This window comes from Acinetobacter sp. GFQ9D191M (genome assembly GCF_011174875.1).
Taxonomy (GTDB): Bacteria; Pseudomonadota; Gammaproteobacteria; order Pseudomonadales; family Moraxellaceae; genus Acinetobacter.
The window spans coordinates 13041-37795 of record NZ_JAALGV010000092.1 but is presented as its reverse complement, the minus strand read 5'-3'; the positions used below and the strand labels follow the sequence as shown (position 1 = coordinate 37795).

26 protein-coding genes are annotated in these 24755 nt (G+C 43.4%); 8 read left to right on the top strand and 18 right to left on the bottom strand.

Features of this window, described 5'->3' with window-relative positions:
- Positions 1 to 67: 67 nt before the first annotated feature.
- The 5 genes from G5T77_RS13355 to G5T77_RS13335 all read right to left on the bottom strand — a co-directional run bounded on the left by G5T77_RS13355 (position 68) and on the right by G5T77_RS13335 (position 5378).
- Entirely contained in the window at positions 68 to 364 is a 297-nt protein-coding gene (locus G5T77_RS13355; protein WP_004787034.1) for a DUF3817 domain-containing protein, read from the bottom strand.
- 127 nt (positions 365 to 491) lie between these two features.
- Positions 492 to 2594: a YccS family putative transporter gene (gene yccS / locus G5T77_RS13350; protein WP_240904204.1), complete on the bottom strand. Its 2103-nt coding sequence runs from the start codon at positions 2592 to 2594 to the stop codon at positions 492 to 494.
- Between the two features lie 205 nt (positions 2595 to 2799).
- Positions 2800 to 3342, bottom strand: a complete 543-nt coding sequence (gene sodC, locus G5T77_RS13345) for a superoxide dismutase family protein (protein WP_166135846.1) — start codon at positions 3340 to 3342, stop codon at positions 2800 to 2802.
- Between the two features lie 110 nt (positions 3343 to 3452).
- Complete coding sequence (locus tag G5T77_RS13340; RefSeq protein ID WP_166135849.1) at positions 3453 to 4601, bottom strand: AI-2E family transporter; 1149 nt, start codon at positions 4599 to 4601, stop codon at positions 3453 to 3455.
- A 132-nt stretch (positions 4602 to 4733) separates the two neighbouring features.
- Positions 4734 to 5378 (bottom strand): ParA family protein, encoded by a 645-nt coding sequence (locus G5T77_RS13335; protein ID WP_166135852.1) that lies wholly within the window; start codon positions 5376 to 5378, stop codon positions 4734 to 4736.
- Positions 5379 to 5501: 123 nt separating this feature from the next.
- On the opposite strand from G5T77_RS13335, the gene G5T77_RS13330 reads away from it, so the two are divergent.
- Together G5T77_RS13330 and G5T77_RS13325 are read left to right on the top strand one after the other, a co-directional pair.
- Positions 5502 to 5969, top strand: a complete 468-nt coding sequence (locus G5T77_RS13330) for a Holliday junction resolvase-like protein (RefSeq protein WP_004787020.1) — start codon at positions 5502 to 5504, stop codon at positions 5967 to 5969.
- 26 nt (positions 5970 to 5995) lie between these two features.
- A complete protein-coding gene (locus G5T77_RS13325; protein ID WP_166135855.1) occupies positions 5996 to 6580 on the top strand; it encodes a hypothetical protein in 585 nt (194 codons plus the stop codon).
- On the opposite strand, the gene G5T77_RS13320 is transcribed toward G5T77_RS13325, so the two are convergent.
- Positions 6577 to 7203 (bottom strand): class I SAM-dependent methyltransferase, encoded by a 627-nt coding sequence (locus tag G5T77_RS13320; protein WP_166135858.1) that lies wholly within the window; start codon positions 7201 to 7203, stop codon positions 6577 to 6579. The genes G5T77_RS13325 and G5T77_RS13320 overlap by 4 nt on opposite strands.
- A gap of 180 nt (positions 7204 to 7383) precedes the next feature.
- Between G5T77_RS13320 and G5T77_RS13315 the strand changes: the two genes are divergently transcribed.
- Entirely contained in the window at positions 7384 to 7947 is a 564-nt protein-coding gene (locus G5T77_RS13315; protein ID WP_166135861.1) for a hypothetical protein, read from the top strand.
- Positions 7948 to 8168: 221 nt separating this feature from the next.
- Here the strand turns inward: G5T77_RS13315 and G5T77_RS13310 are convergent, their stop codons facing one another.
- On the bottom strand, positions 8169 to 8501 hold the full coding sequence (locus G5T77_RS13310; RefSeq protein WP_166135864.1) for a HopJ type III effector protein: 333 nt from the start codon (positions 8499 to 8501) through the stop codon (positions 8169 to 8171).
- A 166-nt stretch (positions 8502 to 8667) separates the two neighbouring features.
- Between G5T77_RS13310 and crcB the strand changes: the two genes are divergently transcribed.
- Positions 8668 to 9048 (top strand): fluoride efflux transporter CrcB, encoded by a 381-nt coding sequence (gene crcB / locus G5T77_RS13305; RefSeq protein ID WP_166135867.1) that lies wholly within the window; start codon positions 8668 to 8670, stop codon positions 9046 to 9048.
- A gap of 77 nt (positions 9049 to 9125) precedes the next feature.
- Here crcB and G5T77_RS13300 read toward each other — a convergent pair whose 3' ends face one another.
- Positions 9126 to 9377, bottom strand: coding sequence for a type B 50S ribosomal protein L31 (locus G5T77_RS13300; RefSeq protein ID WP_004787006.1), 252 nt, complete (start codon positions 9375 to 9377; stop codon positions 9126 to 9128).
- A gap of 97 nt (positions 9378 to 9474) precedes the next feature.
- Entirely contained in the window at positions 9475 to 10773 is a 1299-nt protein-coding gene (locus G5T77_RS13295) for an AarF/ABC1/UbiB kinase family protein (protein ID WP_166135870.1), read from the bottom strand.
- 288 nt (positions 10774 to 11061) lie between these two features.
- Between G5T77_RS13295 and G5T77_RS13290 the strand changes: the two genes are divergently transcribed.
- The gene (locus tag G5T77_RS13290) at positions 11062 to 11268 is read left to right on the top strand and encodes a DUF1737 domain-containing protein (RefSeq protein ID WP_166135873.1); all 207 of its coding nucleotides are present in this window, start codon (positions 11062 to 11064) and stop codon (positions 11266 to 11268) included.
- A gap of 30 nt (positions 11269 to 11298) precedes the next feature.
- On the opposite strand, the gene G5T77_RS13285 is transcribed toward G5T77_RS13290, so the two are convergent.
- Positions 11299 to 12657 carry an MATE family efflux transporter gene (locus tag G5T77_RS13285; RefSeq protein WP_166135876.1) on the bottom strand — a complete coding sequence of 453 codons (1359 nt, stop codon included), beginning with the start codon at positions 12655 to 12657 and terminating at the stop codon, positions 11299 to 11301.
- A gap of 40 nt (positions 12658 to 12697) precedes the next feature.
- Positions 12698 to 13156 carry a DMT family transporter gene (locus tag G5T77_RS13280; RefSeq protein ID WP_166135880.1) on the bottom strand — a complete coding sequence of 153 codons (459 nt, stop codon included), beginning with the start codon at positions 13154 to 13156 and terminating at the stop codon, positions 12698 to 12700.
- A 126-nt stretch (positions 13157 to 13282) separates the two neighbouring features.
- Between G5T77_RS13280 and hemW the strand changes: the two genes are divergently transcribed.
- A complete protein-coding gene (gene hemW / locus G5T77_RS13275) occupies positions 13283 to 14437 on the top strand; it encodes a radical SAM family heme chaperone HemW (protein ID WP_166135883.1) in 1155 nt (384 codons plus the stop codon).
- A 104-nt stretch (positions 14438 to 14541) separates the two neighbouring features.
- Here hemW and G5T77_RS13270 read toward each other — a convergent pair whose 3' ends face one another.
- The 6 genes from G5T77_RS13270 to hemF all read right to left on the bottom strand — a co-directional run bounded on the left by G5T77_RS13270 (position 14542) and on the right by hemF (position 20175).
- A complete protein-coding gene (locus G5T77_RS13270) occupies positions 14542 to 14826 on the bottom strand; it encodes a hypothetical protein (RefSeq protein ID WP_166135886.1) in 285 nt (94 codons plus the stop codon).
- 378 nt (positions 14827 to 15204) lie between these two features.
- Positions 15205 to 15414, bottom strand: a complete 210-nt coding sequence (locus G5T77_RS13265; RefSeq protein WP_004786992.1) for a cold-shock protein — start codon at positions 15412 to 15414, stop codon at positions 15205 to 15207.
- A 359-nt stretch (positions 15415 to 15773) separates the two neighbouring features.
- The gene (locus G5T77_RS13260; protein WP_166135889.1) at positions 15774 to 17597 is read right to left on the bottom strand and encodes an acyl-CoA dehydrogenase C-terminal domain-containing protein; all 1824 of its coding nucleotides are present in this window, start codon (positions 17595 to 17597) and stop codon (positions 15774 to 15776) included.
- Between the two features lie 386 nt (positions 17598 to 17983).
- Positions 17984 to 18772 (bottom strand): shikimate dehydrogenase, encoded by a 789-nt coding sequence (gene aroE / locus G5T77_RS13255; RefSeq protein ID WP_166135892.1) that lies wholly within the window; start codon positions 18770 to 18772, stop codon positions 17984 to 17986.
- A gap of 98 nt (positions 18773 to 18870) precedes the next feature.
- Positions 18871 to 19077 carry a hypothetical protein gene (locus G5T77_RS13250; protein ID WP_004786985.1) on the bottom strand — a complete coding sequence of 69 codons (207 nt, stop codon included), beginning with the start codon at positions 19075 to 19077 and terminating at the stop codon, positions 18871 to 18873.
- 150 nt (positions 19078 to 19227) lie between these two features.
- Positions 19228 to 20175: an oxygen-dependent coproporphyrinogen oxidase gene (gene hemF / locus G5T77_RS13245; RefSeq protein ID WP_166135895.1), complete on the bottom strand. Its 948-nt coding sequence runs from the start codon at positions 20173 to 20175 to the stop codon at positions 19228 to 19230.
- 242 nt (positions 20176 to 20417) lie between these two features.
- Between hemF and hemN the strand changes: the two genes are divergently transcribed.
- On the top strand, positions 20418 to 21791 hold the full coding sequence (gene hemN / locus G5T77_RS13240) for an oxygen-independent coproporphyrinogen III oxidase (protein WP_166135898.1): 1374 nt from the start codon (positions 20418 to 20420) through the stop codon (positions 21789 to 21791).
- A gap of 121 nt (positions 21792 to 21912) precedes the next feature.
- Here the strand turns inward: hemN and ribA are convergent, their stop codons facing one another.
- Positions 21913 to 22515, bottom strand: a complete 603-nt coding sequence (gene ribA, locus G5T77_RS13235; protein ID WP_004786979.1) for a GTP cyclohydrolase II — start codon at positions 22513 to 22515, stop codon at positions 21913 to 21915.
- Between the two features lie 311 nt (positions 22516 to 22826).
- Here ribA and dxs point away from each other — a divergent pair, with 311 nt between their 5' ends.
- Entirely contained in the window at positions 22827 to 24737 is a 1911-nt protein-coding gene (gene dxs / locus G5T77_RS13230) for a 1-deoxy-D-xylulose-5-phosphate synthase (protein ID WP_166135901.1), read from the top strand.
- Positions 24738 to 24755: the final 18 nt, after the last annotated feature.

Genomic DNA, 24755 nt, shown 5'->3' with positions numbered 1-24755 from the left:
GGTATCTCATCTCCTAAAAGGCGAGGGAACGTCCATGATTGATTTAATAATGATTAGAATCCAAAAGCTAAGCTTCAGCCGGCTGCTCCAACTTCTTTAATTTCATATCAAAAATAAATGGCCCAAACGGCAGAATCGAAGCGATCAAACCCAGTATAAACATACTCAGAGACCATTTCTGTTTTTCGCAGACTGCAAATAACACCACAAGAAAAAGCACGAAAAGAACGCCGTGACCCATACCGATATATTTCACCAGAATCGGGTTATCCATCATGTACTTAACCGGCATCGCAATAAATAACAGCAGCAGAAATGAAATACCTTCAAGCAATCCAACCAGACGTAAAGTTTTAATATTCACGCGCACTCACTCTTCTATGTTCTATTCAATCAGGCTTGAGTGTACCCAATCTGCCGATTTAAGCAAAATGAAATTTATAGAATAAAATGAATTATTTTAAATACTTATATCCTAGTGCTCCGCTTGGTTATTTGATTTCAACTGCCAGTAATTGCTGTCTTAGAGACAATAATTCAGGCAAGGTTTCCAGTAACAGACTGATCTGTTTAAGTACCAGCAGCAGGTGGGTGGAAATATGTTCCTGCTGACTCAGTTGCCGGATTTCTGCCAATTGGCCTTGAATGTCCTGCTGCGGTACATTTTCAGGATTTGACAGGGCATTAGTTAAAGTCTGCTGACAGGCAGAAAGCAGTTGCAGAATTTGCGGATCAGATACCTGTTCACGATGGCTACCCAATGCGGAAATATAACTGAGCTGACTGTGGCTATAAACCAGATAACGGAAGGCATTGCGAATCAGCACCGGATCTGGATTCGGTTCGGTACTTAGACTGGAAATCATATTGGAAAGGTCAATCTGGGCATTGTGGGCCAAACGACGTGCTGTCCGATAAGCAATGCTGTTATTTTTGCCATGCTGATATTGCTCCAGAATAGCCAGTAAATAGTTCAGCGTCGCTTGGGAGGATTTTTTGATATTGCTGGAAATATTACGGAAATTCCAATCCGGCCAGATACAACTGACCGCCAGCCAGGCAATCAGACAGCCAATTAGGGTATCGATAATTCTCGGCAGAATGACAGCATAGCCTGCGCCTTTCAGATTAAAAATCAGCAGTACCACCAAGGTTGCCATCAATGTGGCCATAGCATATTTCTTGGAGCGCAAATAGAAAAAACCGACACCGAAAATAACTGTGAGCAGCAATTGGCCTTCAATACTCGGCACAAAATACAGGATCGGAATTCCCAGGATGACGCCGAGCAATGTACCTAAAGTCCGCAGTTTTAAACGGCTTTTGGTAGCGAAATAACTGATCTGGCAGACAAACAGACTGGTCAGCAATATCCAGTAGCCATTTTTGGCAAAGGGTAATAGGGAAATGGCATAGCCAACCAGAAAGACCAAAGCGATCCGTACCGCATGACGAAACAGCGCCGATTGCGGTCCCAAATGGGGTTTTAATTTCAGCCAGAAATCCGCAGGTCCACGCAGATCATCATCAAACAGGCTGGAATCATCAAAATACTTTGGATAATCTGGACGGTAAATGGCTTGTCCATCCTGCAAATGTTGCAGCTGTTCATGCACACTCAGCAGATTGCTCAGAATGAGCTGTAAGTTTTTCACTTCAATATTCTGGGGGTGTTGCGCAATCCAGTCCTGCATAGAGGCTTCTAATGCTTTGAGTGCCAGTTGATGCTGTTCAGGAAGTTGATAAGTTTCATTACGCAATACGCAAGTAGCCAACTGCTGGCAGGCAAGCGCCTGCAAGTGAATATTTTTCTGAATCCGAAAGATCAGATCGGTACGGCTAAAATGCTGGTGAATCTGCTCGTAATGCAGATAGTTAGCAGTTGCCTGCTCATGAATATCCTGAGTCAGAAAATAAAGATTCAGCCAGTAAATAGTTTTATGATTTGGGCGCGAGGCTTTGAGTCGGGTCAGTAAAGAATCTTTGGTGCGGTTAAAGCTTTCAATGACTTGGGTATTTTTTAAGGAAAGTTCATAAAGCAGCGGTTCGACATTATTCTGATTATCGGGATCAAATAATTTGGCTTTGGTCGATAGCAGCTCTGCCATCTGTTGCAGGTTGATGGACAGATTTTCCTGAACCTGTAAAGTTGGACGAATCAGATAAAATAGGATAGAAGTCAGGCCATACCACAGCACACCAACTACAAAATACAGCGGCTGTTCGTACCAGTGCGCATATTCTCCCAAGCCAAACATGGTGTAAATGGACAGCAATACAGTGCCAAATGAAATGGTGGCATAACGCTGTCCCAAAGCCCCCATTAAGATAAATACGGCACTAGAAAGTGATAGCCAGAGTGCAAACCAGATTTTATAGGGATGCAGAAATTCCAGCATGCTACTGACCGCAAAAAACAGCAGCATGACCAGCCCCAGATTGCGTAGCCTTAAACTTAAACGGTCATCAAAATCGGTCAGGGCGGTGGCAATTGCCCCTAAAGTGACCGGAACAATCAAAGTCTCATAGCCGAGAAGCTTTAGACCAAAAGTCGTTCCTGAAAGCACAATGAACATCTGCAAACAGTAAGTCATCAAGGCACTGGACTGAAAAGGCAACAGGGCTTTTTTAAGTATGTGCTGAAGAGGATGCAATATGGAATCTGAGCTATTCACAAGAATATGATCCGTGGTATTTGACTGCCGGTTTTGAATGCAATTTAAGCGCCAATTTCAAAAGAAATATCTACTAAAAAACGGGCAAGAAGCCCGTTTTTGAATGCTAATAATCTGTAATAAATCAGATTACGCCACATGCAATACGTTCACCGCCACCGCCTAATGGCTGCGGTTCATCTGAATAGTTATCACCGCCTGCATGGACCATGATGGCACGACCTTGAACATCTGCCAGTTTCAGGCGTGGCGCAAGTAGAGTCACACGTGCTGTACCATCAGTGTTTACTTTAAGGGCTGGTAAATCACCCAGATGACCCGTCACGGGCGTGCCATGATGAGGTGCCTGATTCGGGTTGTAGTGACTGCCGGCAGCAAGTGCAGCACCTGGTTTGCCATCTTTTTCACCCGGTGCACATGAACCATTTTCATGAATGTGGAAACCACGCTCACCCGCAGGAAGCTGTTTCAGATTAGTACGAATCACCAGGCCAGCCGGACTGTCACTCAATAATACGGTACCAATCGATTCACCGACGCCCTGTGCAGAGACTGCATTCAGGGTCACGGCTTTAACATTTTCAGTCGAAGTAGAGGTTGAAGCGCAACCGGTAAAAAGTGCGGCACTGACTGCGCACAAAGCTGTAAGTTTAAACAATGAAGACATAATTATCACACCTTGATCTTTATTCTGCTTTTCGGAATCTATTGAAACAGAGCAAGACCAAAAGCACTATGGAAAATCAGTACTTAAATGTTTTAATTTGTTTAAGCCAGTCAGTCTTGTGATTTCGGTGTCTTGTTGCGGCGCAGACGGAATTTTTTCTTCGGTTCAACCTCATGCGCCATAGTGGCTTTAGGCATCATCAAAGGTTCATTCAGGTTGCTTTCATGTAGCCATTCACGCCAGATGGCCAGTAGTACGGCCAGAATCACCGGTCCAATAAAGACACCGACCAGACCAAAACTGGCAATGCCACCCAAGACACCAAACATGATCAACAGGAATGGAATTTGTGTTGCGCCTGAAATGACCAGTGGACGAATCACGTTATCCGCTGTACTCACAATACAGACACCCCAGACCATGACGCCAACGGCTTCAATAGTCTGTCCTTGCGAGAATAGCCATAGCGAAACTGCACCATAAGCAACCGGAGGGCCAAAAGGAATTAAGGCAAAAATAAAGGTGATAATGGTCAGTACCATCGGGTTCGGTACGCCAGCTACAAAGTAGCTGATACCTGCCAGCAAAGACTGGGCAATCGCTGTTAAGCCTACCCCATAGACCACCGCACGTGTGGTATCTGAAATTGTCGCCAGATAATGGTGAATACGTGGACCGACTACCATCTCAAAGGCTTTACGCACCTGATTCAGAATGGTATGTCCATCACGGTAGAAGAAGAATAACGACAGCACAGCAAAACACAGCTTGAAGACGTTTTTACTGATTTCATTCAGTACGACTTTACCATAATTCAGATGACCCTGAATCCAGGCTGAAATGGTCTGTGCAATACTGTTTGGATCGGCATTTATCTCATTCAGGGTGCGGGTAATTTCCTTACCTACAAGTGGCAGGCCGCGAATAAAATCTGGAACGCTGAGATGACCTGAGAATACCTGTTTCTGCAATTCAAAATACAGGTTCCGGCCTTCGTGTTGCAGCATAAAAATGGCAAAGATAAAAGGCAAACCAAATACCAGAATCACACCCAGAATCATAATGGTCGCACTCAGTGTCGGCCGATTGCCACTCATTCTTAAGATCGACTGATACAGCGGCCAGGTCATGTACGCAATAATGGCTGCCCAAACTACAGGAATGATGAAATACTTGAGTATGTGAAAACTCAAAAAAATCAGAATGAAAAATAGTCCAAATAATAAGACTTTTTGTAGTGTAGGCGCGTACTGTTGCACTGAATTTAGAAGCTCATTTTTTTAGGTCGTGTCAGGCATATTAACTGAAAAAAAAGCGATCGAAAACGATAGTGCAGGAAGTAGTACGATTATTTTCCCAAGAATAAAAAGAAGAGGCTAAAAATAACAGAACTAGAACCATTGGCTTGGATCGTCAATAATGGCATTCAATAAAGGTTGCCATTGATCCTGTAATTCACGGTACATCTTCTGCTGTTTATCAAAAATAGACAGGCCTTGCATGGCCAGTCGGCTATAGGGTGCACGTTCAGAAATCCAGGTAACCGGTTGCTGATCAATTTTATTAAAGAATTGCTGAATGTCCTGATTACTGGCTGCATTAGGTTTGGTGCGGTTAGCGAGGAGCAGAATTTCAACCTTGCCTTTACGGATACGTTTAATATCCTGCAAATGTTTGAGAAAACGGCGCGTAGAATCAATATCAAAAAAAGAAGGCTGCAGCGGGATAATGATGGCATCCGCTTCACTAATTAGCTGTTCGGCATGATCTTCAGTCAGCGCTCCGGGTGCATCGATAATCAGATATTCCAAGTTTTTAGGCGCATCCCCAATCGATTTGGCATTCCGCCAGTCCAGACTCTGAATCGGCGCGGCATCTTTTGGGCGATGTTTCAGCCATTGCAAGGTCGATTTCTGGCTGTCCGCATCAGCCAGAGCAACTTTATAACCCTTTTGTGCCAGGGCAGCTGCCAGGCTAATCGCAGTAATGGTTTTACCACAGCCACCTTTCTGATTTGCAACTAAAATAGTTTTCATGACCCGGGATGATTTAATTCTGCTCCCGCCTAGCATATCATTCTTTGCAGGCTTACTGGATGGCAGACCCTTTCAACTTCAGTCGAAGGTAGGCAGCAAAATAAAGCAGATTAGGAAGATTGAATGTCCATTGGAATGGCTATGCTGATTGGTGCCTGTATTGGAGTGGTTTTAACTACCCTGATTCTGGGCCAGACGCGAAATGGTCGAATTAAAGCAGAATATGAACAATATATTGCCGAGCTGGAGCTGGAACATCAGCAAGCTTTAGTCGCTGCACAAAAACGCAGTGTAAATACCAGTCGCGCGGTACTCAAAGGCAAAATGGCCGAGCAGTTGGCACCGATCATGCCAGAGTTTCAATATCTACCTAGTGATGCCAAATTTTTAGGCGATCCGGTGGATTATGTAGTCTTTGATGGTTATACCGATTTTCGTGATGGTGAAGGACTGGCAGAAGATATTGAAGTGGTTTTGATTGATATTAAAAGTGGTGGTGCACGTCTGACCAAAGGCCAGATGGCAATTGCTCAAGCCATTCAGGAAGGACGGGTACGTTTTGAGACCATCCGGATTGATTTTGAAGACTGAAGGACAGCAAGCTTCAACGCTACACTATGGATAAACTGATTATTGCCGCAGCACTGTTTGCGCTTGGACTATGGATCTGGTCGGAATACTTTCGGGCGATCCCGAATCTGGAGCAGGCCGGGGTACTCAAAAATTTTCAGGTAGAATCGATTGAGCCGCATCAGGCTGAATATCGCGTACTGGCTAAACAGTATTATGGGCCTGAGCGCCGTACCATTCATCCAGCCAGTCCGGTGGTGGGAAGTTTTAATGATCTGGCCTATGTCAGTAATATTGATCTGTTACTAGCAGTACCGGAAGTATCCAGTGCTGTATTTAAACCATTCAAGCTTGAGCAGGACAGGCGTTGTTTTAATATGACCGCTACAGACGCACAAGCCAATCCTGCGAACATTCAACCTCATTTGCTGAACCTGGGTGTGATTGCCGCCAGCGAAGCTGTTGCCAATAAGGTTCGCCGTTTAAAAGCAGATCAGCGGATCTGGCTGCAAGGTGACTGGGTACAGGTCAAATTAGCGACCAGCCAGCAAGAATTTCAGGTTGGAAAAAGCAATCCAAAATCAGCCCAATGCCGCCTGTTTAGAATAACTGATTTAAAAGTGCTGGATTAAAGCGGTTTATGCGCTCTAGCTAACAGCATACGCTGGCCAATCTTTGGAATACCTTCTGCATCGATATAATGAACTTCATCCAGTTCAAACCCAGCCTCTAAAAGAGCGGTTTCAATATCCCGGTTAAGATGACAGCCATCTGCCACTTTCTTCTGAATCGGGGTGAGTAAATGCTGTAAGCGCTGAATGTTGAGATGCTCTCGGTTTAACACATGCTCAACCAGATGAAAATGGCCGCCTGGCTTCAGAACCCGGTAAATTTCATGCAGACTTTGATGCAGATCCGGAATACTGCATAAGGTCCAGGTTGATACGATATTTTCCAGACTATTTTCTGCGAAAGGCAGGGCTTCTGCACGAGACTGAATCTGTTCGACCGCAAAAGGACTTTGACTGATACGCTGCTCAGCCAGTTTAAAAATGTCCGAGTTAGGTTCCAGTGCATAGACTTTATCGACGGCCTGATAAAAAGGCAGATTCAATCCTGTACCAAAGCCAATTTCCAGGACTTCACCTGTAATAGGCAATAATAATTCGCGGCGTAAATCCATCAGGGATGGGGTCTGCATGACCTGATTTAGCAAATGTGGAAAAATATGTTGTTGATAGAATTTATACAGCATGGTCGCATTCAAATGATTCTTAGACAGGCTTAGATTAACCGAAAATAATCAGATTAGCTAAAGCCCTCCGCTCACCAAAATTGATCAACTTGTTACTAATTTCAACTATTTATTCATTAAAAAAATCGTACTATCAAGCAAGATATTCTTGAAAAGATTTGATGGAATAAAGACAGAATTATGTTCAAATATCTTCGATACTATGCTTTGGCGGCCAGTCTTTTACTACCGCTTTATGGTCACACTTCTGTAGACCATAATGTTGCCAAAGGACTGCCACCGATGGCCAAAGATCAATCCATTTCAGTCTTGCAGCCGTTTAAAGGCGATTTCCGCATTCTGGGATCAAAAATTTATACTGACGACGAGCAGGCCAAGTTCTCTCCGATCGATTATGCGGTGAGTTGGGGTCTTTTTGCGCAACCTGAAATTGCCCGCCACATTACGGTCAATCAGTATAACCGTTACCTGAACTGGAAAATGGATCGCGTGCCAGTGCCTATTGAACAGGCTAAACAGATGGTATCCAATATGCACATCATCCCTGCCAATCCACAAATTGCCAAAGCAATTAAACAGGTAAAACGGGGTGACCTGGTGCGTTTGCAAGGGGAACTGGTGGAAGTACGTGATAAAGACCTCGTCTGGAAATCCTCTTTAACTCCAACCGATACCGGTGATGGCGCTTGTGAAGTGTTTCGGGTCAGCTCAATCAAGTGGATTGAGAAAGTGGGTAAAGGTTAAAACTGGAAAACTTATGGCTTTCTGAAAGGTGTGCTCGGGTGATTCTGAGTGGTTTGGCTTTCTTGATATTTAATTTATTTTAAACCTATAGTTTTTCATTTTTAAAGTGAACTACTTCTTCCAAAAAATAATTTTAATCTTAAATATGAATGTCATTTTGTTCTGTTATTTTGATATAAAAAACCGCCAGAAATAGGCGGTTTTTTATTTTAAAGACATGCTTATTTGGCAACCAGTGCTTCACTTTCAAAGGCAATGCCATCCCAGCCATTTTGCATGAACTGGCGGATATTCTGGTGATCCGTTGCTTCTGGTGTGGCCAGTACAGCCGCATAGTGTTCTGCAAACAGGCTCAAGGTTTGTGCCTGATCCAAACCATTCAGTTTGGCAAATGAAAATACTTTGGCACTGCCTTGGTTTTCAGTGGCAGCATTAGCCTGTTGACCATTTTTAAAAGCAGTTGGTGTATGAGCATAGCGCGCATCGATATATGCAATTACATCTGCAAATTTAGCTTCGCCCGCAGCCAATTGAACCAGTAATTCCTGAGCCATGTGGATTCCCTCTAGACTTAAATCAATTTGAATGGCGTCGAATATACCAATTTTTTGGCAAAGATCCATGTTCATTCTGCAATTTTAGGTGCATGATGTTATTCATTATTCTCGTCCCACATGGTGGCTGAGAAAAGGTTTAAGATCGAATAAAGACGGAGTAGACATGAACTGGCTTTTGGTGGCAATGGGCGGCGCGATCGGGGCAACACTGCGTTATGGAGCAGGAATGTTGATTGCCAAGCCACAGATGCTATTTCCGTGGCCGACCTGGTGGACCAATATTATAGGCTGTCTGTGTGCCGGGATTTTCTTTGCCCTTAGCCAGAAATACAGTTTCCTGCAAACTGAAGCACGGCTATTTTTGATGGTAGGCATCTTGGGCGGCTTTACGACTTTTTCCAGTTTTGGCCTAGAAACTTTTCAGCTGCTTAAGCAGGGTGCAGTCACGATTGCCCTCAGTTATGTGATCTCTAGTGTGATTGTCGGAGTATTGATGCTGGGTGTGGGCTTCTATTTAACTCAGCTGGCTTTAGCGCAGGCATAAAAAAGTCAGGAAATTGGAGGTAATTTCCTGACATAAACCGCGATTTAAATTGAGAGTAAAAATCGGAGGTTTTAAGTTTAACCACGTTTAAAACGGGCAAAACGTTTGTTAAAGCTCGCTACGCGACCTTCATTACTGGTTTGACGTTGCTCACCGGTATAAAACGGATGTGAAGCACTCGAAATATCCAGGGTGACATAAGGATAGGTCTTACCTTCATATTCCTTGGTCTGGCTAGAAGTCATGGTGCTGCCAATCACGAAGTAGGCATCAGCATTGGTGTCATGAAATAAAACTTCTCGATATTCGGGATGAATGTCTGGACGCATCGTAATATTCCTCTTGTAATTTAAGAGTAATGTTATAATGTAACATTTGATATTTCAAGTGAAGTAGGGTTACAGCTTGTAAGCTTATTACTTCAACTTAACTGCGACTTGGCACGATTTCTTCAAATACATCACTCAAATCATCATGTACTTTCAAATGAATCAAGTTCCAGTATTGTCCGGAAATAGTACGGTTCACCATCAGGGTATCTGGCGACGGTTTGAATACATCCCAATATTTCAGAGAAGGTTTGAGCAATTCCATTCCATCATGATGTGCTGAGTTTTTAGCAAAATCATAATTAGTGGTTAAAGGACGCATCAGCACTTCTAGCCATTGTTCATACAGATCGGCCGGGAATTTTCCGGTTTCTGTCAGGGTATGCAAGGCATCCAGTTGCTGTTCAATGGTCGAAATATCCTTGTCACGGGCTGCATGGATCAACTCTTTGAAATGAGTAATGATCTCGGTAGAAAGCGTTTTAACACCGCCGTAATCGTAAATAATCACCGAGCCATCTTCACGGAAGGCAAAGTTCCCTGGATGCGGATCACAATGGAAACGTTTCAGATAGAAAATTTCCTGACCAATCGCACGGAATAAACGGCGGCCTAGGGCATTACGGGTTTCTAGCGGCCATTGGCTGGCTGTTTCCATACTTTCACCCTGTTCCAAGCTTAGGGTCAGAATATGGCGGGAAGAATATTCACTAAATACTTTCGGAATCACAATTTGGTGATCGAGCGATTCATGAAAGGCACGTGCCACTTCCAGATTCTGAGCTTCAATTTCATAATTGAGTTCATTGTCCAGACTATGCTGGATTTCCTTGAATAGCTGATCCTGCAATTTGCGGTCAATTTTTAGTACACCCATCAAACGCAAGGCCAGACGAACCTGTTTCAGGTCACTTTCACAGGCTTCTTCCACTCCCGGATATTGCACCTTGACCACAACCTGCTGACCATCGGGTAGCGTCGCTTTATGCACCTGTCCGATCGAGGCTGCGGCAAAAGGCTGCTCATCAAACTGCTGGAATAGGTCCTGCAAAGATTTACCTAATTCTTTTTCAACCTGTGACTGAATCTCTTTAAATGGCATCGGGGGAGCCTGACGCTGCAATTTGGAAATGGCTCGAGCAACTTCAGGCGGGAAAATATCTTTATATTGTGAGGCAATCTGGCCGACTTTCATCACCGCACCTTTCATTTCCCCCAAGGTATCAGCAATCTGTACTCCAATATCCTGAAATAATTTACTGCGTGCAGCATTTTTCTGCTCTTCATCCGCAGTTAAATTTTTAATCGAATTGGATAGGGTTTTACTTGCAATACTTGCGGTCATTCCAGCCAATTTCATAAAGCGGCGACCAGGCGTTCGAGCCGTTTTTGCCATGCGAGATTCCTCAAAATCACCATTTTTATGGGTGTATTTGATCATAGGTGACAAACTATAAATTGCCTATATTTAATTGTAGATGTTATGTTGCAAAGCTTCTCAAAGTATTCATATTTGCTTGATATTGTTCATTTGATTTATGCAATTTTTAAACCAACTCGGCGTATGTACGGCAGTTTTTAAATCAATTATTTAATTATTCTGGAGAGAGCAAAGCATGATTTTTAAGTGCCTTTCCATGATGAAAGTCTTAAAATAATCGCATCTCAAGATCAAGAAATTTCAATGAAAGTCTATCGATATTTTACTGGTAAAGATGATGTGAATTTTTGTGCCCGTGTGACCAAGGCACTCAATGAAGGCTATGAACTTTATGGTGCACCGACCATGACCTTTAATGGAATAGATGTCATTGTCGGGCAAGTGGTGATTAAGGAAGTGGCGGATGAGTCGGAAATTCCACAGGGATTAAAAGATGCATTAAATCAGTAATTCAATGCATCTTTTTAAATAATAAGAGAATTAGGCACGCTGGCTTAAACGTTTGTTATTGCCATAAAGTCGTGCCAGCAATAAAACACAGGCCACGCTTAGACCGACAATCAGTCCGACCCAGACGCCTGCCGCACCCATATCTCCAAAACGGGATAGATAAACCCCTACAGGAAAGGCAATCACCCAATAGGCAATCATGGTGATCCACATGGGACCTTTGGTATCCTGCATGCCGCGTAAGCAACCTGCAGCACTGATCTGCCAGGCATCCATCAGCTGATAGGCCACAGCAAAGAGCACCAGATAAAGCGCAATCTGGGTCACCATAGGATCAGAGGTATAAAGCGCTACGATTTCACTACGGAACACCCAGAGTAATAACATGATGAGCAGAGCCAAAATCGTCGCGGTCATCAGACCTAAGCCTTGCACTCTACGCATGGCATCCCAGTTCTGTTCACCATAATAAGTTCCCACCCGAATGGTTAGTGCAATGGCGAGAGACATCGGAATCATGAACAGCTGTGAGGTAACAGAAATAGCAATCTGGTGAGCGGCCACAATGGTTTCACCCAATGGGCTCAAGACTATCGCTGCGGTACTAAAAATACTCACTTCAAAGAAAATTGCCAGTCCGATCGGAAAGCCCAGCTTTAAAATCCGTTTCAGCCAATATCCGTTCAGCTTTTCCCAGTGACTAAATGGCTGACTACTTTGATAAACCCGATTTTTAAAAATATACAGCGCCAAGCTGAATACCATTAACCATTGCAGAATTGCTGTGGCAAAACCACAACCGGCACTGCCCAGTGCCGGAATAGGGCCAACTCCATACATAAAAATGAAGTTTAATGGAACCAAAAGCAGTAGCGCCATGAGGCTAATAGCAGTGACCGGACGTGGATAACCAATGGCTTCAGAATAACCACGTAAAGCCGCATACATGGTCACAGCAGGCATACCAAAGCCGATGGCATGTAGGAACAGACCAGCCTTAGGTTGCAAGCTTTCTGGGACACCTAGTAAAGGTAAAGAGAGGGGCAAAACTTGTAAAACCAGACCCGCAATCACCCCAAGGATGAATGCGACCCATAATGATTGTCGCGCAATTGTGGCAATTTTCTCAGGTGTACGTGCACCTTTAGCTTCAGCGACTAGAGGCGTGGTGGCGATCATGATGCCACTGAAGAGTAGCATGACTGGAATCCAGAGGCCGACACCAACCGCAATCGCTGCCAGATCAGTTGGTGAGAGACGCCCGGCCATAATGGTATCAATCAGGCCCAAACCTGCCTGGGAGAATTGTGTGACCAGAATGGGCAACATCAGATGGAACAGCTGTTTTAATTCATAACGACGGGTTGTGGCTGTCAAAACATTCGACACAAAAATTACTCATTAGTGATCATGTGCTTAGAGATAAGGTTTAGCGTTGTAAAGTGAGAAGCACACCAATAAAAATCACCACGCCACCTAAAAGACGTTGCCAGTTCACCGGCATTTTTTCATTGCCCAGCAGACCAAACTGATCGACGATCATGGACATCACCATCTGACCAAAAATAATCATTCCAGTCAGTGTCAGGAAGCCCATTTTGGGAGCAGCATAAATGCTCATGCTAATTGCATAAACACCCAAAAATCCACCTAACCAGAGATACCAGGGAACTGCCATCAGCTCCTGTAAGCCTGGTTTGGGATGTGACTGAAATAGCACGATGCCGGCAAGCACTATTGTACCAATCAAAAAGGAAAAAAATGCAGCTTGAATAGGAGAATATAAATATTCTTTTAACTGGGTATTAATAGCCGTCTGTAAGGTCAGCAAGACCCCGATTGCAAAGACCAAAGGCAGTAAAATGAGGAGCTGGGAAGATATTTTCATAATTTTAACTATCTAATTCTATTTAAATTTTTAGGCATTAGGCGATGGCGATTTTAATTTTAGCAGTGTTGTTGCCGAGTCATGTTAAAATTACGCTAGATCTTGTAGTTGTTTTTGAGTAGTTCTTTGGCTGAATTGAATCCTGCACTTATTCCCTTATCCCTGTATATTCATATGCCGTGGTGTGTACGTAAATGTCCGTATTGTGACTTTAACTCGCATGCCGTGCCTGATGGGGAGTTGTCTCTCGAGCTGGAGCGGGAATATCTGCATGCGCTGGTAGAGGACTTTAAAACTCAGGTTGATTTTGCCCAAGGCCGTTCGATTCATAGTGTATTTATCGGAGGGGGAACGCCATCACTGATCTCTGCTGCAGGTTATCAGTGGCTGTTTACCGAACTGAAAGCACTGATTCCTTTTGAAGAGAATTGTGAAATCACACTGGAAGCCAATCCAGGTACGGTGGAGCATGATCCATTTGCTGGCTATTTAGCAGCTGGTATTAATCGTCTTTCTATTGGCGTGCAAAGTTTTAATACCGAGCATCTGAAAAAGCTGGGCCGAATCCATAGCAATGAAGATGCGATCTCGGCGATTGGCCTGGCGCGTGATGCTGGTTTTCAACGGATTAATGTGGATTTGATGCATGGCTTACCTGAACAGACACTAGAGCAGGCACTCAATGACCTGAAACTGGCAGTCGAGAATGGTGCTACGCATATTTCCTGGTATCAGTTAACTATTGAGCCGAATACTGTGTTTTTCCGTACTCAGCCGATTTTACCGGTCGATGAAGTACTGGAAGAGATTCAGGAACAGGGCGAGGCTTATTTAAAAGCCAATGGCTTTATCAATTATGAAGTCTCTGCCTGGCGTGAAGAATTACCATCGGCACATAACCTGAATTACTGGCAATTTGGTGATTATCTGGCCATTGGAGCAGGGGCGCATGGCAAAGTGACTCAACCGGATGGTGTTTACCGTTTCCAGAAAACCCGTTTGCCCAAAGACTATTTAGCCAAAGTGCCAGCAGAACATTTGCAGTTTAAGCGCATCGAAGCGGCAGATATGCCGTTTGAATTTATGATGAATGCCTTACGTTTAAATGAGGGTGTGGAAGCGAAGCTTTATCTTGAGCGAACAGGCTATAGTCTGGATACACTGGATGAATTGCTGACTTCATTGCGCCAACGTCAATTAATGGTAGAAGATACAGAACGTCTGGCATGTACTGAGCAAGGTCACATCTTTTTAAACTCTGTGCTGGAAGAGTTTCTTTAATTGCCTAATCTATCCGAATAATTAATCCAGTTTAAAAAGAAAAAGCCCGATGAGTTACATCGGGCTTTTTCTTCTCTCTCCACTATGCATTTAAGCCATTCGGATTAACGATACTTAGGTGGCAACTTGTGATGCGGGCCATTGTGATGATTTTTGTTGAAGAAGCCCTTATGGTCTTTCTTGCCAAATTTATCATGACGATCATGCTGGTTAAAATGCGCTTTAGGAGGTGCTTTATGGAAACCCCCTTTATGCGGCATTGGTTTCTTATCAAAATGATGCGCTGATGGCGTTGGATGACGATGATCCGGTCCAGGAGCCGCCATTGCTGACATGGTAGCTGTTGTTGCGATCAAGCCAATCATTAAAGAAGAAACTAGTTTTTTCATGATCATACTCATATTTATTCAATGAGTTCATCATAGGAGTCAGTGATGTAGGGAAAATGGAGCTATAGACAAGACTTTTGTAAATTCTAGGATTTCTTTAAACTTTTTATTTAAGTAATTAATAAATAATATTTTTAATTAAAACTTCTATATTTTTATGGGCAATTTTTGATTTTAAAATCATCAAAATTCTTCTCAGTTTCTTCATGTTTTAACCTGAATAAATTTAGATGAAGAAATTTAGGACAAGATGATGAATGAAAAGCGAATATTTTTAATTATCTTTAAAATTTAATTAATTGATCTAGAAACTAAAATTAGCCAATTTAAGGTACAAAAAAAGCACTCTAATGAGTGCTTTTTTTCATCTTCGCAATATTAGATTGCAGTGATGTTAGTCGCTGTAGGACCTTTTTGGCCTTGAGCTACGCTGAAAGAAACCTTTTGGCCTTCAGCTAAAGTTTTGAAACCTGAACCTTGGATTTCGCTGAAGTGAGCGAAAACATCTGGACCATTGTCTTGTTGAATGAAGCCAAAACCTTTAGTTTCGTTGAACCACTTTACTGTACCGGTAACTGTGTTAGACATAATATAACCTATTGAATCTTATGGATTTATAGTCAAAATTTCAGATGACTAGCTGTAACTTTGAAAAATAAAAAGGATGGAGCTTATTGATCTTTAAAACGAAGGTTTATGACTAAAACTGCGATACTTAAAAGAAGACTAACCAAAACAAGAATTTTTCTAGTTATCGCCATCATACCCTGTATTTATAGATATTCAAGTAAATTATATGGATTATTTAATAGACGTCTGAAAATTATAGATATAAATTTGTGTAGTTTGTGTACGCAGCAGATTTTTCTTTGTATCCAGTCATCATTTTGACATATGAAAAAGAGCGCCGTAGCGCTCTTTTTAAAGCTAAAACCTAAACTTTTGACTTAGTAATCAAAACTGAAGTGTTCTGCTGCCAGTGAAGTCATGGTTTTGGATGGATTCACCATTGCTTCAGCATGGCCTTGGGCACGTGGCAATAAACGCTCAAAGTAGAAATCAGCAGTTTTAATTTTCGCTTTGTAGAACTCTGGAACTTCTGCACCATCACCAGCAACCAGTTTCGCTGAAGCCACTGCAGCTTGTTGTGCCCAGAAGTAAGCCATCATTACATAGCCTGAGAACATCAGGAAGTCCACAGAAGCAGAGGATACGATGTCACGGTCTTTACGTGCTGCCAGCATGATACGTACAGTTAACGCATTCCACTGTGCACATAGCTTGGTCAGGTCCCAGGCAAAACGGCGCATGTATTTATTGCGTGCATGCTGTCCACAGAATTTCAGAATTTCAGCGGTGTAATCACGAATCACTTTACCTTTAGAGGTTAGCAGGACCTTACGACCAATCAGGTCAAGTGCCTGAACGCCAGTCGTTCCTTCGTACAGGGTAGAGATACGTGAATCACGAACGATTTGCTCCATGCCCCATTCTTTGATGTAACCATGACCACCAAATACTTGCATACCGTGGTTCGCTGCTTCATAACCCATTTCAGTCAGGAAGCCTTTCAGAATAGGGGTATAGAAACCTAAGTGATCATCCTGCTGTTCAAATTCAGCAGTATCACCACGCAGCAGAGCATCATTCATGTTATCTGCGATTTGTGCAGCATGATAGATCATGGCACGACCACCTTCAGCAATCGCTTTCTGGGTCAACAGCATACGGCGTACATCAGCATGGTGGATAATCGCATCCGCCACTTTTTCTGGATCTTTTTTACCAGACAGGGCACGCATCGACATACGTTCTTTGGCATATGGCAATGCACCCTGGAACGATAGTTCTGCATGACAGATACCTTGGATTGCGGTACCAATACGCGCGGTATTCATGAAGGTAAACATGGCATGCAAGCCTTTGTTTGGCTCGCCAATTAAATAACCTACTGCATTGTCAAAGTTTAGTACCGCTGTTGCAGAGGCACGGATCCCCATTTTGTGTTCAATCGAACCACAGTTCACCGCATTGCGTTCACCAATACCGCCATCTTCAGTGGCAATAAATTTCGGTACGATGAACAGGGAAATGCCTTTAGTGCCTTGTGGCGCATCTGGAAGACGTGCCAAAACGATGTGCACGATATTTTCAGTTAAATCGTGTTCACCCGCAGAAATGAAGATTTTAGTGCCAGAAATCGCATAAGTACCATCAGCTTGCGGTTCTGCTTTAGTTTTTACCTGACCCAGGTCGGTACCACATTGTGGCTCAGTCAGACACATGGTTCCTGACCAGGTACCTGCAACCAAATGCGGTAGATAGGTGTTTTTCTGCTCGTCAGTACCATACTGGATGATGGTATTGATACAGCCCACGCTCAAACCTGGATACATCTGGAAAGACCAGTTTGCTGTACCCATCATTTCGGATTTGATCAGGTTTAAAGACATCGGCAGGTTTTGACCGCCAAATTCTTCAGGATAAGACAGACCTTGCCAGCCACCTTGTACGAACTGATCATAAGCTTCCTTGAAGCCTTTAGGTGTGCGTACTTCGCCATTTTCAAAATGACAGCCTTCTGCATCGCCGGTCTGGTTCAGTGGAGAAAGTACATTTTCACAGAAATCTGCCGCACCTTCTAGAATCATGTCTACCGTATCTGCATCGGCATATTCGCCATTTGACAGTTTTTGGTAATGTGCAGGGTAATCAAGCACTTCATTCATTAAGAAGCGAATATCACGTAAAGGAGCTTTATATGCTGGCATGCGTTTAATCCTGATTAAAATAGTTTTGGATTATCTGTATCGATTCTATGATTATTCACATTGGGGATAAAAAAACATTGATAAAGACAACAAATAAAAATGTCAGAAAAGCGAATCGAGAAGATCAGACAAGTTTAAAGATTAAATAACGGAACTCTCCATCTTTAAATAAGGCACTTATATTGAAAAATGCTTATCTGTCTGGACTTTAATCAATATTTAGGGAGATTGTCTAGGGGTATTTTTGTATGAATTGTACACGAATGTTAGGGGCTAATCATTGGATAAATCATGTCATTAAATCCAATTTAATTTTATTATTTTTAATGAAAGGAAAAGAGTGAACGGATTAATGGCTAACCCGTTCATCTCAAAAATATTCAGAATTAAAGAAAATCTTTCAGCTCAGGTTTTACTCCGTTCCAGATATAAAAAGATTCAATGGCCTGACCGACTAGCATGCCGAAACCTTCAGAGGTAGGGACGCCACGGGCTTTGGCTTGATCTAAGAACGTGGACGGTTTGCCATAGGCCATTTCATAGGCATGTTTAAACTGTAGAGCTTCAGGTAGTACCAGCGCATCACCGCTAAGACTGGCAGAAGTCGCATTAATCACGATATCAAACTCACCAGCTAAATCAGTTAAGGCAATGGCTTGTAACTCCGCTTGAGGCACAGCGTCTTTTAGATCGGCAACCAGTTGTTCTGCACGTGACAAAGTACGGTTAGCAATAACAATCTTCTTCACACTAGCCTGTACCAATGGATAGATCACGCCGCGGGTCGCGCCACCAGCACCAATAATCAGGATATCGGTATTTTCCAGAGTCCAGTCAAGAGCACGAATAGCCTCGACTAAGCCTTGTCCATCAGTATTGTCACCATGCAGAATGCCATCTTTCATCCATAGGGTATTCACGGCTTTGGCGATTTTGGCGCGTTCGGTAAGGACCTGGCACTGGGCAAAGGCCTGTTCTTTGAAGGGCACAGTCACATTCATGCCAATACCGCCCTGAGCAAAAAATTCCTGGATATTGGCTGTGAAACCATCCAGAGGGGCAAGGCGTTTGGTATAGGTCAGATTGACCCCGGTTTTGGCAGCGAAAGCCTGATGCAGTTCAGGAGAGCGTGATTGTTCGATGGGGTTGCCAATGACGGCAAATTGCTTGCTCATTTCACCATGTCCATGTGCGGAAATGGCCATTAATATACGTGAAAATGCAGGAGGGCTAAAGCCTGTCAGCAGTGAAAAGCAGGCTAAAGATTAAAGGTTTAGGAACTGCAAATCTCAATAATATGTTCGACAAAAAGCAAGGCCATACTAAATAAGGTTCCGGCAATCGTGAGAACACTCACAGAAATGGCAACTACATCTAGAATCAGGTTATGACTGATGACAGCGGTACTAATCGCACTAATACCAAGCGCCAGAAATAGCCAAAAGGCCAACGTAGCAGGATTAAGGTGAAGCTTAAACATTGTTATTTTTACCTAGCAGAATTTATCTTTATCAGAGTCAAGATCAAGGAGTAGATCCTGAAATATCTTTCTGAGTTGCAGTATAGAGGATTTATCCATTAAAAAAGCCCTCGATCTGAGGGCAATTTGTATTTAAATATTTTGATTGCTTTATTTTGTTTTTAATTCTGTTAACCAGTCATGTGGTTTAAGGTAGTAATCAGTCAAGCGTTTTTCTGGTGATCCTTCGGCCCATTCCGGACGGTATAACCAGCCGGTAAGAGGTGGCAGGCTGACTAGAATTGATTCAATCCGGCCACCCGTCTGCAGGCCAAATAGTGTGCCCCGGTCATATACCAGATTGTATTCCACATAACGGCCACGACGATACAGCTGGAAATCACGTTGTGCTTCAGTATAAGACTTGTCTTGGTTACGCTGGAAAATTGGCAGAATGGCCTCTAAATAGCCATTGCCTACAGCCTGCATATACTGAAAACAGGTTTCAAAATCCCATTGATTCAGGTCATCAAAGAATAGACCGCCGACACCGCGCTGCTCATCACGATGTTTTAGATAGAAATAATCATCACACCATTTTTTATGTTCTGGATAAACCTCTTCGCCAAAAGGCGCACAGAGATCATGCGCTGTCTGGTGCCATGACAGCACATCTTCATCATTTGGATAGAAAGGGGTGAGGTCAAAACCGCCACCAAACCACCAGATTGGATCCTGACCTTCTTTTTCCGCCACAAATAAACGTACATTGGCATGTGAGGTCGGGACGTTCGGATTTTTAGGATGGATAACTAAAGATACACCCATGGCTTGGGCTTTAGCTCCGGCTATATTCGGATGGCGTTCAGTGGCAGAAGCGGGCAGTTTGGAAATATTGATGTGAGAGAACATCACACCGCCTTTTTCAATCACCTTACCATTTTGCAGCACGCGTGAACGGCCACCGCCACCTTCAGGACGTTCCCAGTCATCAATCACGAATTCAGCCGTGCCGCCACCGGCACGTTCCTGCTGTTCCAGCGCGGCACAAATCCGGGCTTGCAGGTCGAGGAGAAAATCGCGAACGCGTTGAATATCTGCAGAGGTAGGATGCTGCATCAGAACCCTCATAGGGAAATAAAAAGACTGCTTACATCAAAGCATAAAATGGCCTAAAAATTAAGGTGTTTTTCTGGAGGCTCACCATCTGTAACAACATTCAATCTAATGTTTTAGAGCAATTTGCTTCAGCTCAAATCCGACCACACTACTAGGTTGAATTCTTTTTTTGAGCTCCGCACAATAACCCTAACAGCGCTCTATGCAGCGCATTAACCTGACTGATAAGGTGGTAGGCATTCATGACTGTGCAGGCAAATTCTCTCATTCAAAAATATAATGTCCCCGGTCCTCGCTACACCAGTTATCCAACTGTACCTTATTGGGAAGAGTCAGGATTTTCACTAGAGCTTTGGAAGCAGACATTAAAACGTTCTTTTCAGGAGTCGAATGCGACTGAAGGCGTTAGCCTGTATATCCATCTACCATTTTGTGAAAGCTTATGCACCTTTTGTGGCTGTCATAAACGGGTGACCAAACGTCATGAAGTCGAGCTGCCTTATATACAAGCTGTGCTGAAAGAATGGGAGTTATATTGTGAGCTGTTGCAAGAGAAACCCATCATCAAAGAAATTCATCTCGGCGGTGGGACACCAACGTTCTTTTCTATTGAAAATTTAACCCAGCTCATTCAAGGTATTTTGTCCAAAGCCGAGATTGCAGCAGAACATGAATTCAGCTTCGAAGGTCATCCAAACAATACCACGCGTGAGCATTTGCAAGGCTTATATGACTTGGGCTTTCGTCGGGTCAGTTATGGCGTGCAGGATTATAATGAAACCGTACAAAAAGCCATTCACCGCATTCAACCTTATGAAAATGTTAAACAGGTGACTGAATGGGCACGTGAAATTGGTTATGAATCGATTTCGCATGATCTGGTTTTTGGTCTGCCATTTCAAAGTCTGGATGATGTTTTAAATACTATTGATCAGACCAATTCATTGTTACCAGACCGTCTGGCCTTATATAGCTATGCACATGTGCCTTGGATTAAAGGGAATGGCCAGCGCGGTTTTAAAGATGCGGATGTGCCAAAAGATGAGATCAAGCGTCAATGTTATGAAGAGGGTAAGAAAAAGCTCCTAGCGCATGGTTATCATGAAATTGGTATGGATCATTTCGCGCTAGAAAAAGACAGCATGTACCAATCCTTTCAATCCGGAACTTTGCACCGCAATTTTATGGGTTATACCGCGTCTAAAACTCAGGTGATGATCGGACTCGGAATCTCTTCGATTAGTGATAGCTGGTATAGCTTCGCACAGAATGTGAAAACCATTGAAGAATATTATGAACTGCTAGAGCGGAATCAGATTCCAGTGGTAAAAGGGCATATCCTGACTCAGGAAGACCTGATCATTCGTAAACATATCCTGAATCTGATGTGTAGTTTTACTACTTCATGGGAAAGTGGAGACATACAGTTTGCTGAAATTGATGAAGTGCTAAAGCAGCTTGAGGAAATGCAGCAGGATCAGCTAATCAAAATTGAAGACTCTTCAGTCACGATTTTGGAGAAAGGGAAACCATTTGTACGCAATATTTGCATGGCTTTTGATTTACGTTTAAAGCGTCGTATGCCAGAGAACCGGATTTTCTCAATGACGATTTAAGAATCCCTCTTAGGATCTTATAAATCCCTCCAAACCTCCCTTTAAAAAAGGGAGGCTTCCCTATACTTATATAAAAGGAAATTTCCCCTCTTTGAAAAAGAGGGGGCAGGGGGAGATTCTTTTAAAAATCTTCCTTCTGATACATATGTGCCATACGCTCATGCTTGGTTTTGAGGTATTGCTCATTGAATGGATTCAGACCCACAGTGAGTGGTACACGGTCCACTACATTAATGCCTTGCTCTTTCAGTGCATCAATTTTTAAAGGGTTATTGGTGATCAGGCGGACGGCTTTTACACCTAGGTGATCCAGCATGATGCTGCACATATCATATTGACGTGCATCTGCCGGTAAATTCAGCATCAGATTGGCATCGACCGTATCATGACCCTGGTCTTGCAAGGCATATGCACGGATTTTATTGGTCAGGCCAATTCCGCGTCCTTCCTGACGTAAATAAAGAATGACACCGCGACCCACTTCATTAATCAGTTTTTGTGTTGCCTGGAGTTGAGGGCCACAGTCGCATTTTAATGAAGCAAAGGCATCACCGGTTAAACATTCAGAATGTACACGGACCAGCACAGGTTCATCACTTGGTTCTTCGAGGCCTTTAGAAAGAGCGACATGTTCTTCGCCAGTTTTAGGGTCTTGAAAAACAGTAATTTTAAATTCACCATGAGCGGTCGGTAATCTTGAAGTTGCGACAAATTCGATAGGCACAGCTGAACCCGTAAAATCCTAATAAAGTAGCTAAAGTATAGCGTAATGCTTAAACATTAGTAGAATTGCTCAGCTGAATTTATGAAGAACATTTTCTTTTTTGTAGAAAGCGAACGATAATAGTTGATAAATAGTAAGATTATTCAGGATAATCGTAGCCTGCAAATTTTTCACCCCGACGAGATCGCTGTTTAATATTGCATCGCTAGAAGCGTAGCTGAATTGAAGCTGCTACAATTCAACTATATGATCGGTTATTCCCCATTGACCTAGCTTAAGATTTTGCCAGGCTTTAGAAGGCTTTGCCATATATGCTGTATACAGAAATACCAACTCAACGCCCTGTAACACCGTTGCTTGATGCGATCGATCATCCTGAGCAACTGCGTGCACTCGAGCAAAGCCAGCTCACTCAAGTGGCAGATGAGTTACGTCAATTCATTTTGTATGCTGCGGGTCAGAGTGGTGGACACTTTGGGGCCAATCTGGGTGTGATTGAGCTCACAGTCGCTTTACATTACTGCTTTAATACGCCACATGATCGCCTGATCTGGGATGTGGGTCATCAGGCTTATCCGCATAAGGCGTTGACTGGACGTCGTGAACAGCTCACTACAATCCGTGCCAAAGATGGTCTGGCCGCATTTCCAGCGCGTGAAGAATCTGAATTTGATACTTTTGGGGTAGGACATTCATCTACCGCCATTTCTGCTGGCCTTGGCATGGCTTTGGCCCGCCGTTATCAGAACAATCCGTGTGAAGTCGTATCAATCATTGGTGATGGGGCCATGACAGCAGGCATGGCTTTTGAAGCGATGAATGATGCTGTGGCACATCAGGCTGACCTGATGGTGATTCTGAACGACAATGATATGTCGATCTCTTGCAGTACTGGTGGTTTTGCCAAGCATCTTGCTGCAATCTGGGAACGTGGCGAATTCGTCAACGTGACTGAAGATGGTGAGGCTTATGTACAGCCACATCCGGAATGGCTATATAACTCTCGTTTACATCAGGCTGCAACTGATGCCGCAGATAACCTGTTTAAAGCCATTGGTTTTGATTATTTTGGTCCTTATGATGGCCATGATGTCAAACAACTGGTACACGTCTTTAAAGCCTTGAAAAAACGTAAAGGTCCGCGCCTAATTCATATCTATACCAAAAAAGGTAAGGGCTTTGCACCAGCAGAATGTGACCAGATTAAATACCATGCGATTAGTAAACTCAATGCAGTTGCAGTAGCTAATCCAGCACCGAAATATTCGGATGTATTTGGACAATGGTTATGTGATGAAGCAGCACAGGATAAACGCCTATTGGCGATTACTCCGGCGATGTGTGAAGGTTCAGGTATGGTGCAGTTTGCCAAAGAATACCCTGAACGTTTCTTTGATGTGGCCATTGCAGAACAACATGCAGTGACGCTGGCAGCAGGTATGGCTTGTGAAGGTTTAAAACCGGTCGTCGCAATCTATTCAACTTTCCTGCAACGGGGTTATGATCAGTTGGTGCATGACGTGGCACTGCAAAATCTGGATGTGACGTTTGGGATCGATCGTGCCGGTCTGGTTGGTGAAGATGGTCCAACGCATGCCGGCGCCTATGATTATGCCTATATGCGTACCATTCCGAATCTGGTGATCATGGCACCAAAAGATGAGAATGAATGCCGTCAGATGTTGCATACGGCTTATCTGTATCATGGTCCGGCAGCAGTGCGTTATCCGCGTGGGAATGGACTGGGTGTGGAAATCCAGAAAACCATGACCGAGATGCAGATCGGTCAGGCAGAATTGTTGCTCAGTCTGAACGAACAGTATGACGAATATGTTTCTATTCTGGCATTCGGTAGTCGGGTTCAAGCCGCAGTGGAAGCTGCTCAGGTATTTGCCAGCAAACATGATGTGGGCGTACGCGTAGTGAATATGCGTTTTATCAAACCATTGGATACCAAAATATTAAACCAGCTGGCCAATTCAACCAGTCTGTTTGTCACTGTTGAAGAACATGCAGTCATGGGCGGCGCAGGAAGTGCTGTGAATGAGTATCTGGCTGAAGCTCAAATCGTTAAACCAATCCTGAACCTAGGTCTAGCGGATAGCTTTATGGCACAAGCAACACATAGCCAGATGTTGCAGCAGGCAGGACTTGATAGCCAAGGCATTGAAAAATCAATCAATGAGGCCTGGTTAAAGCTAGGTCAAAGCGTTCTGTTATAAACGCTTAAAAAGTTTCGA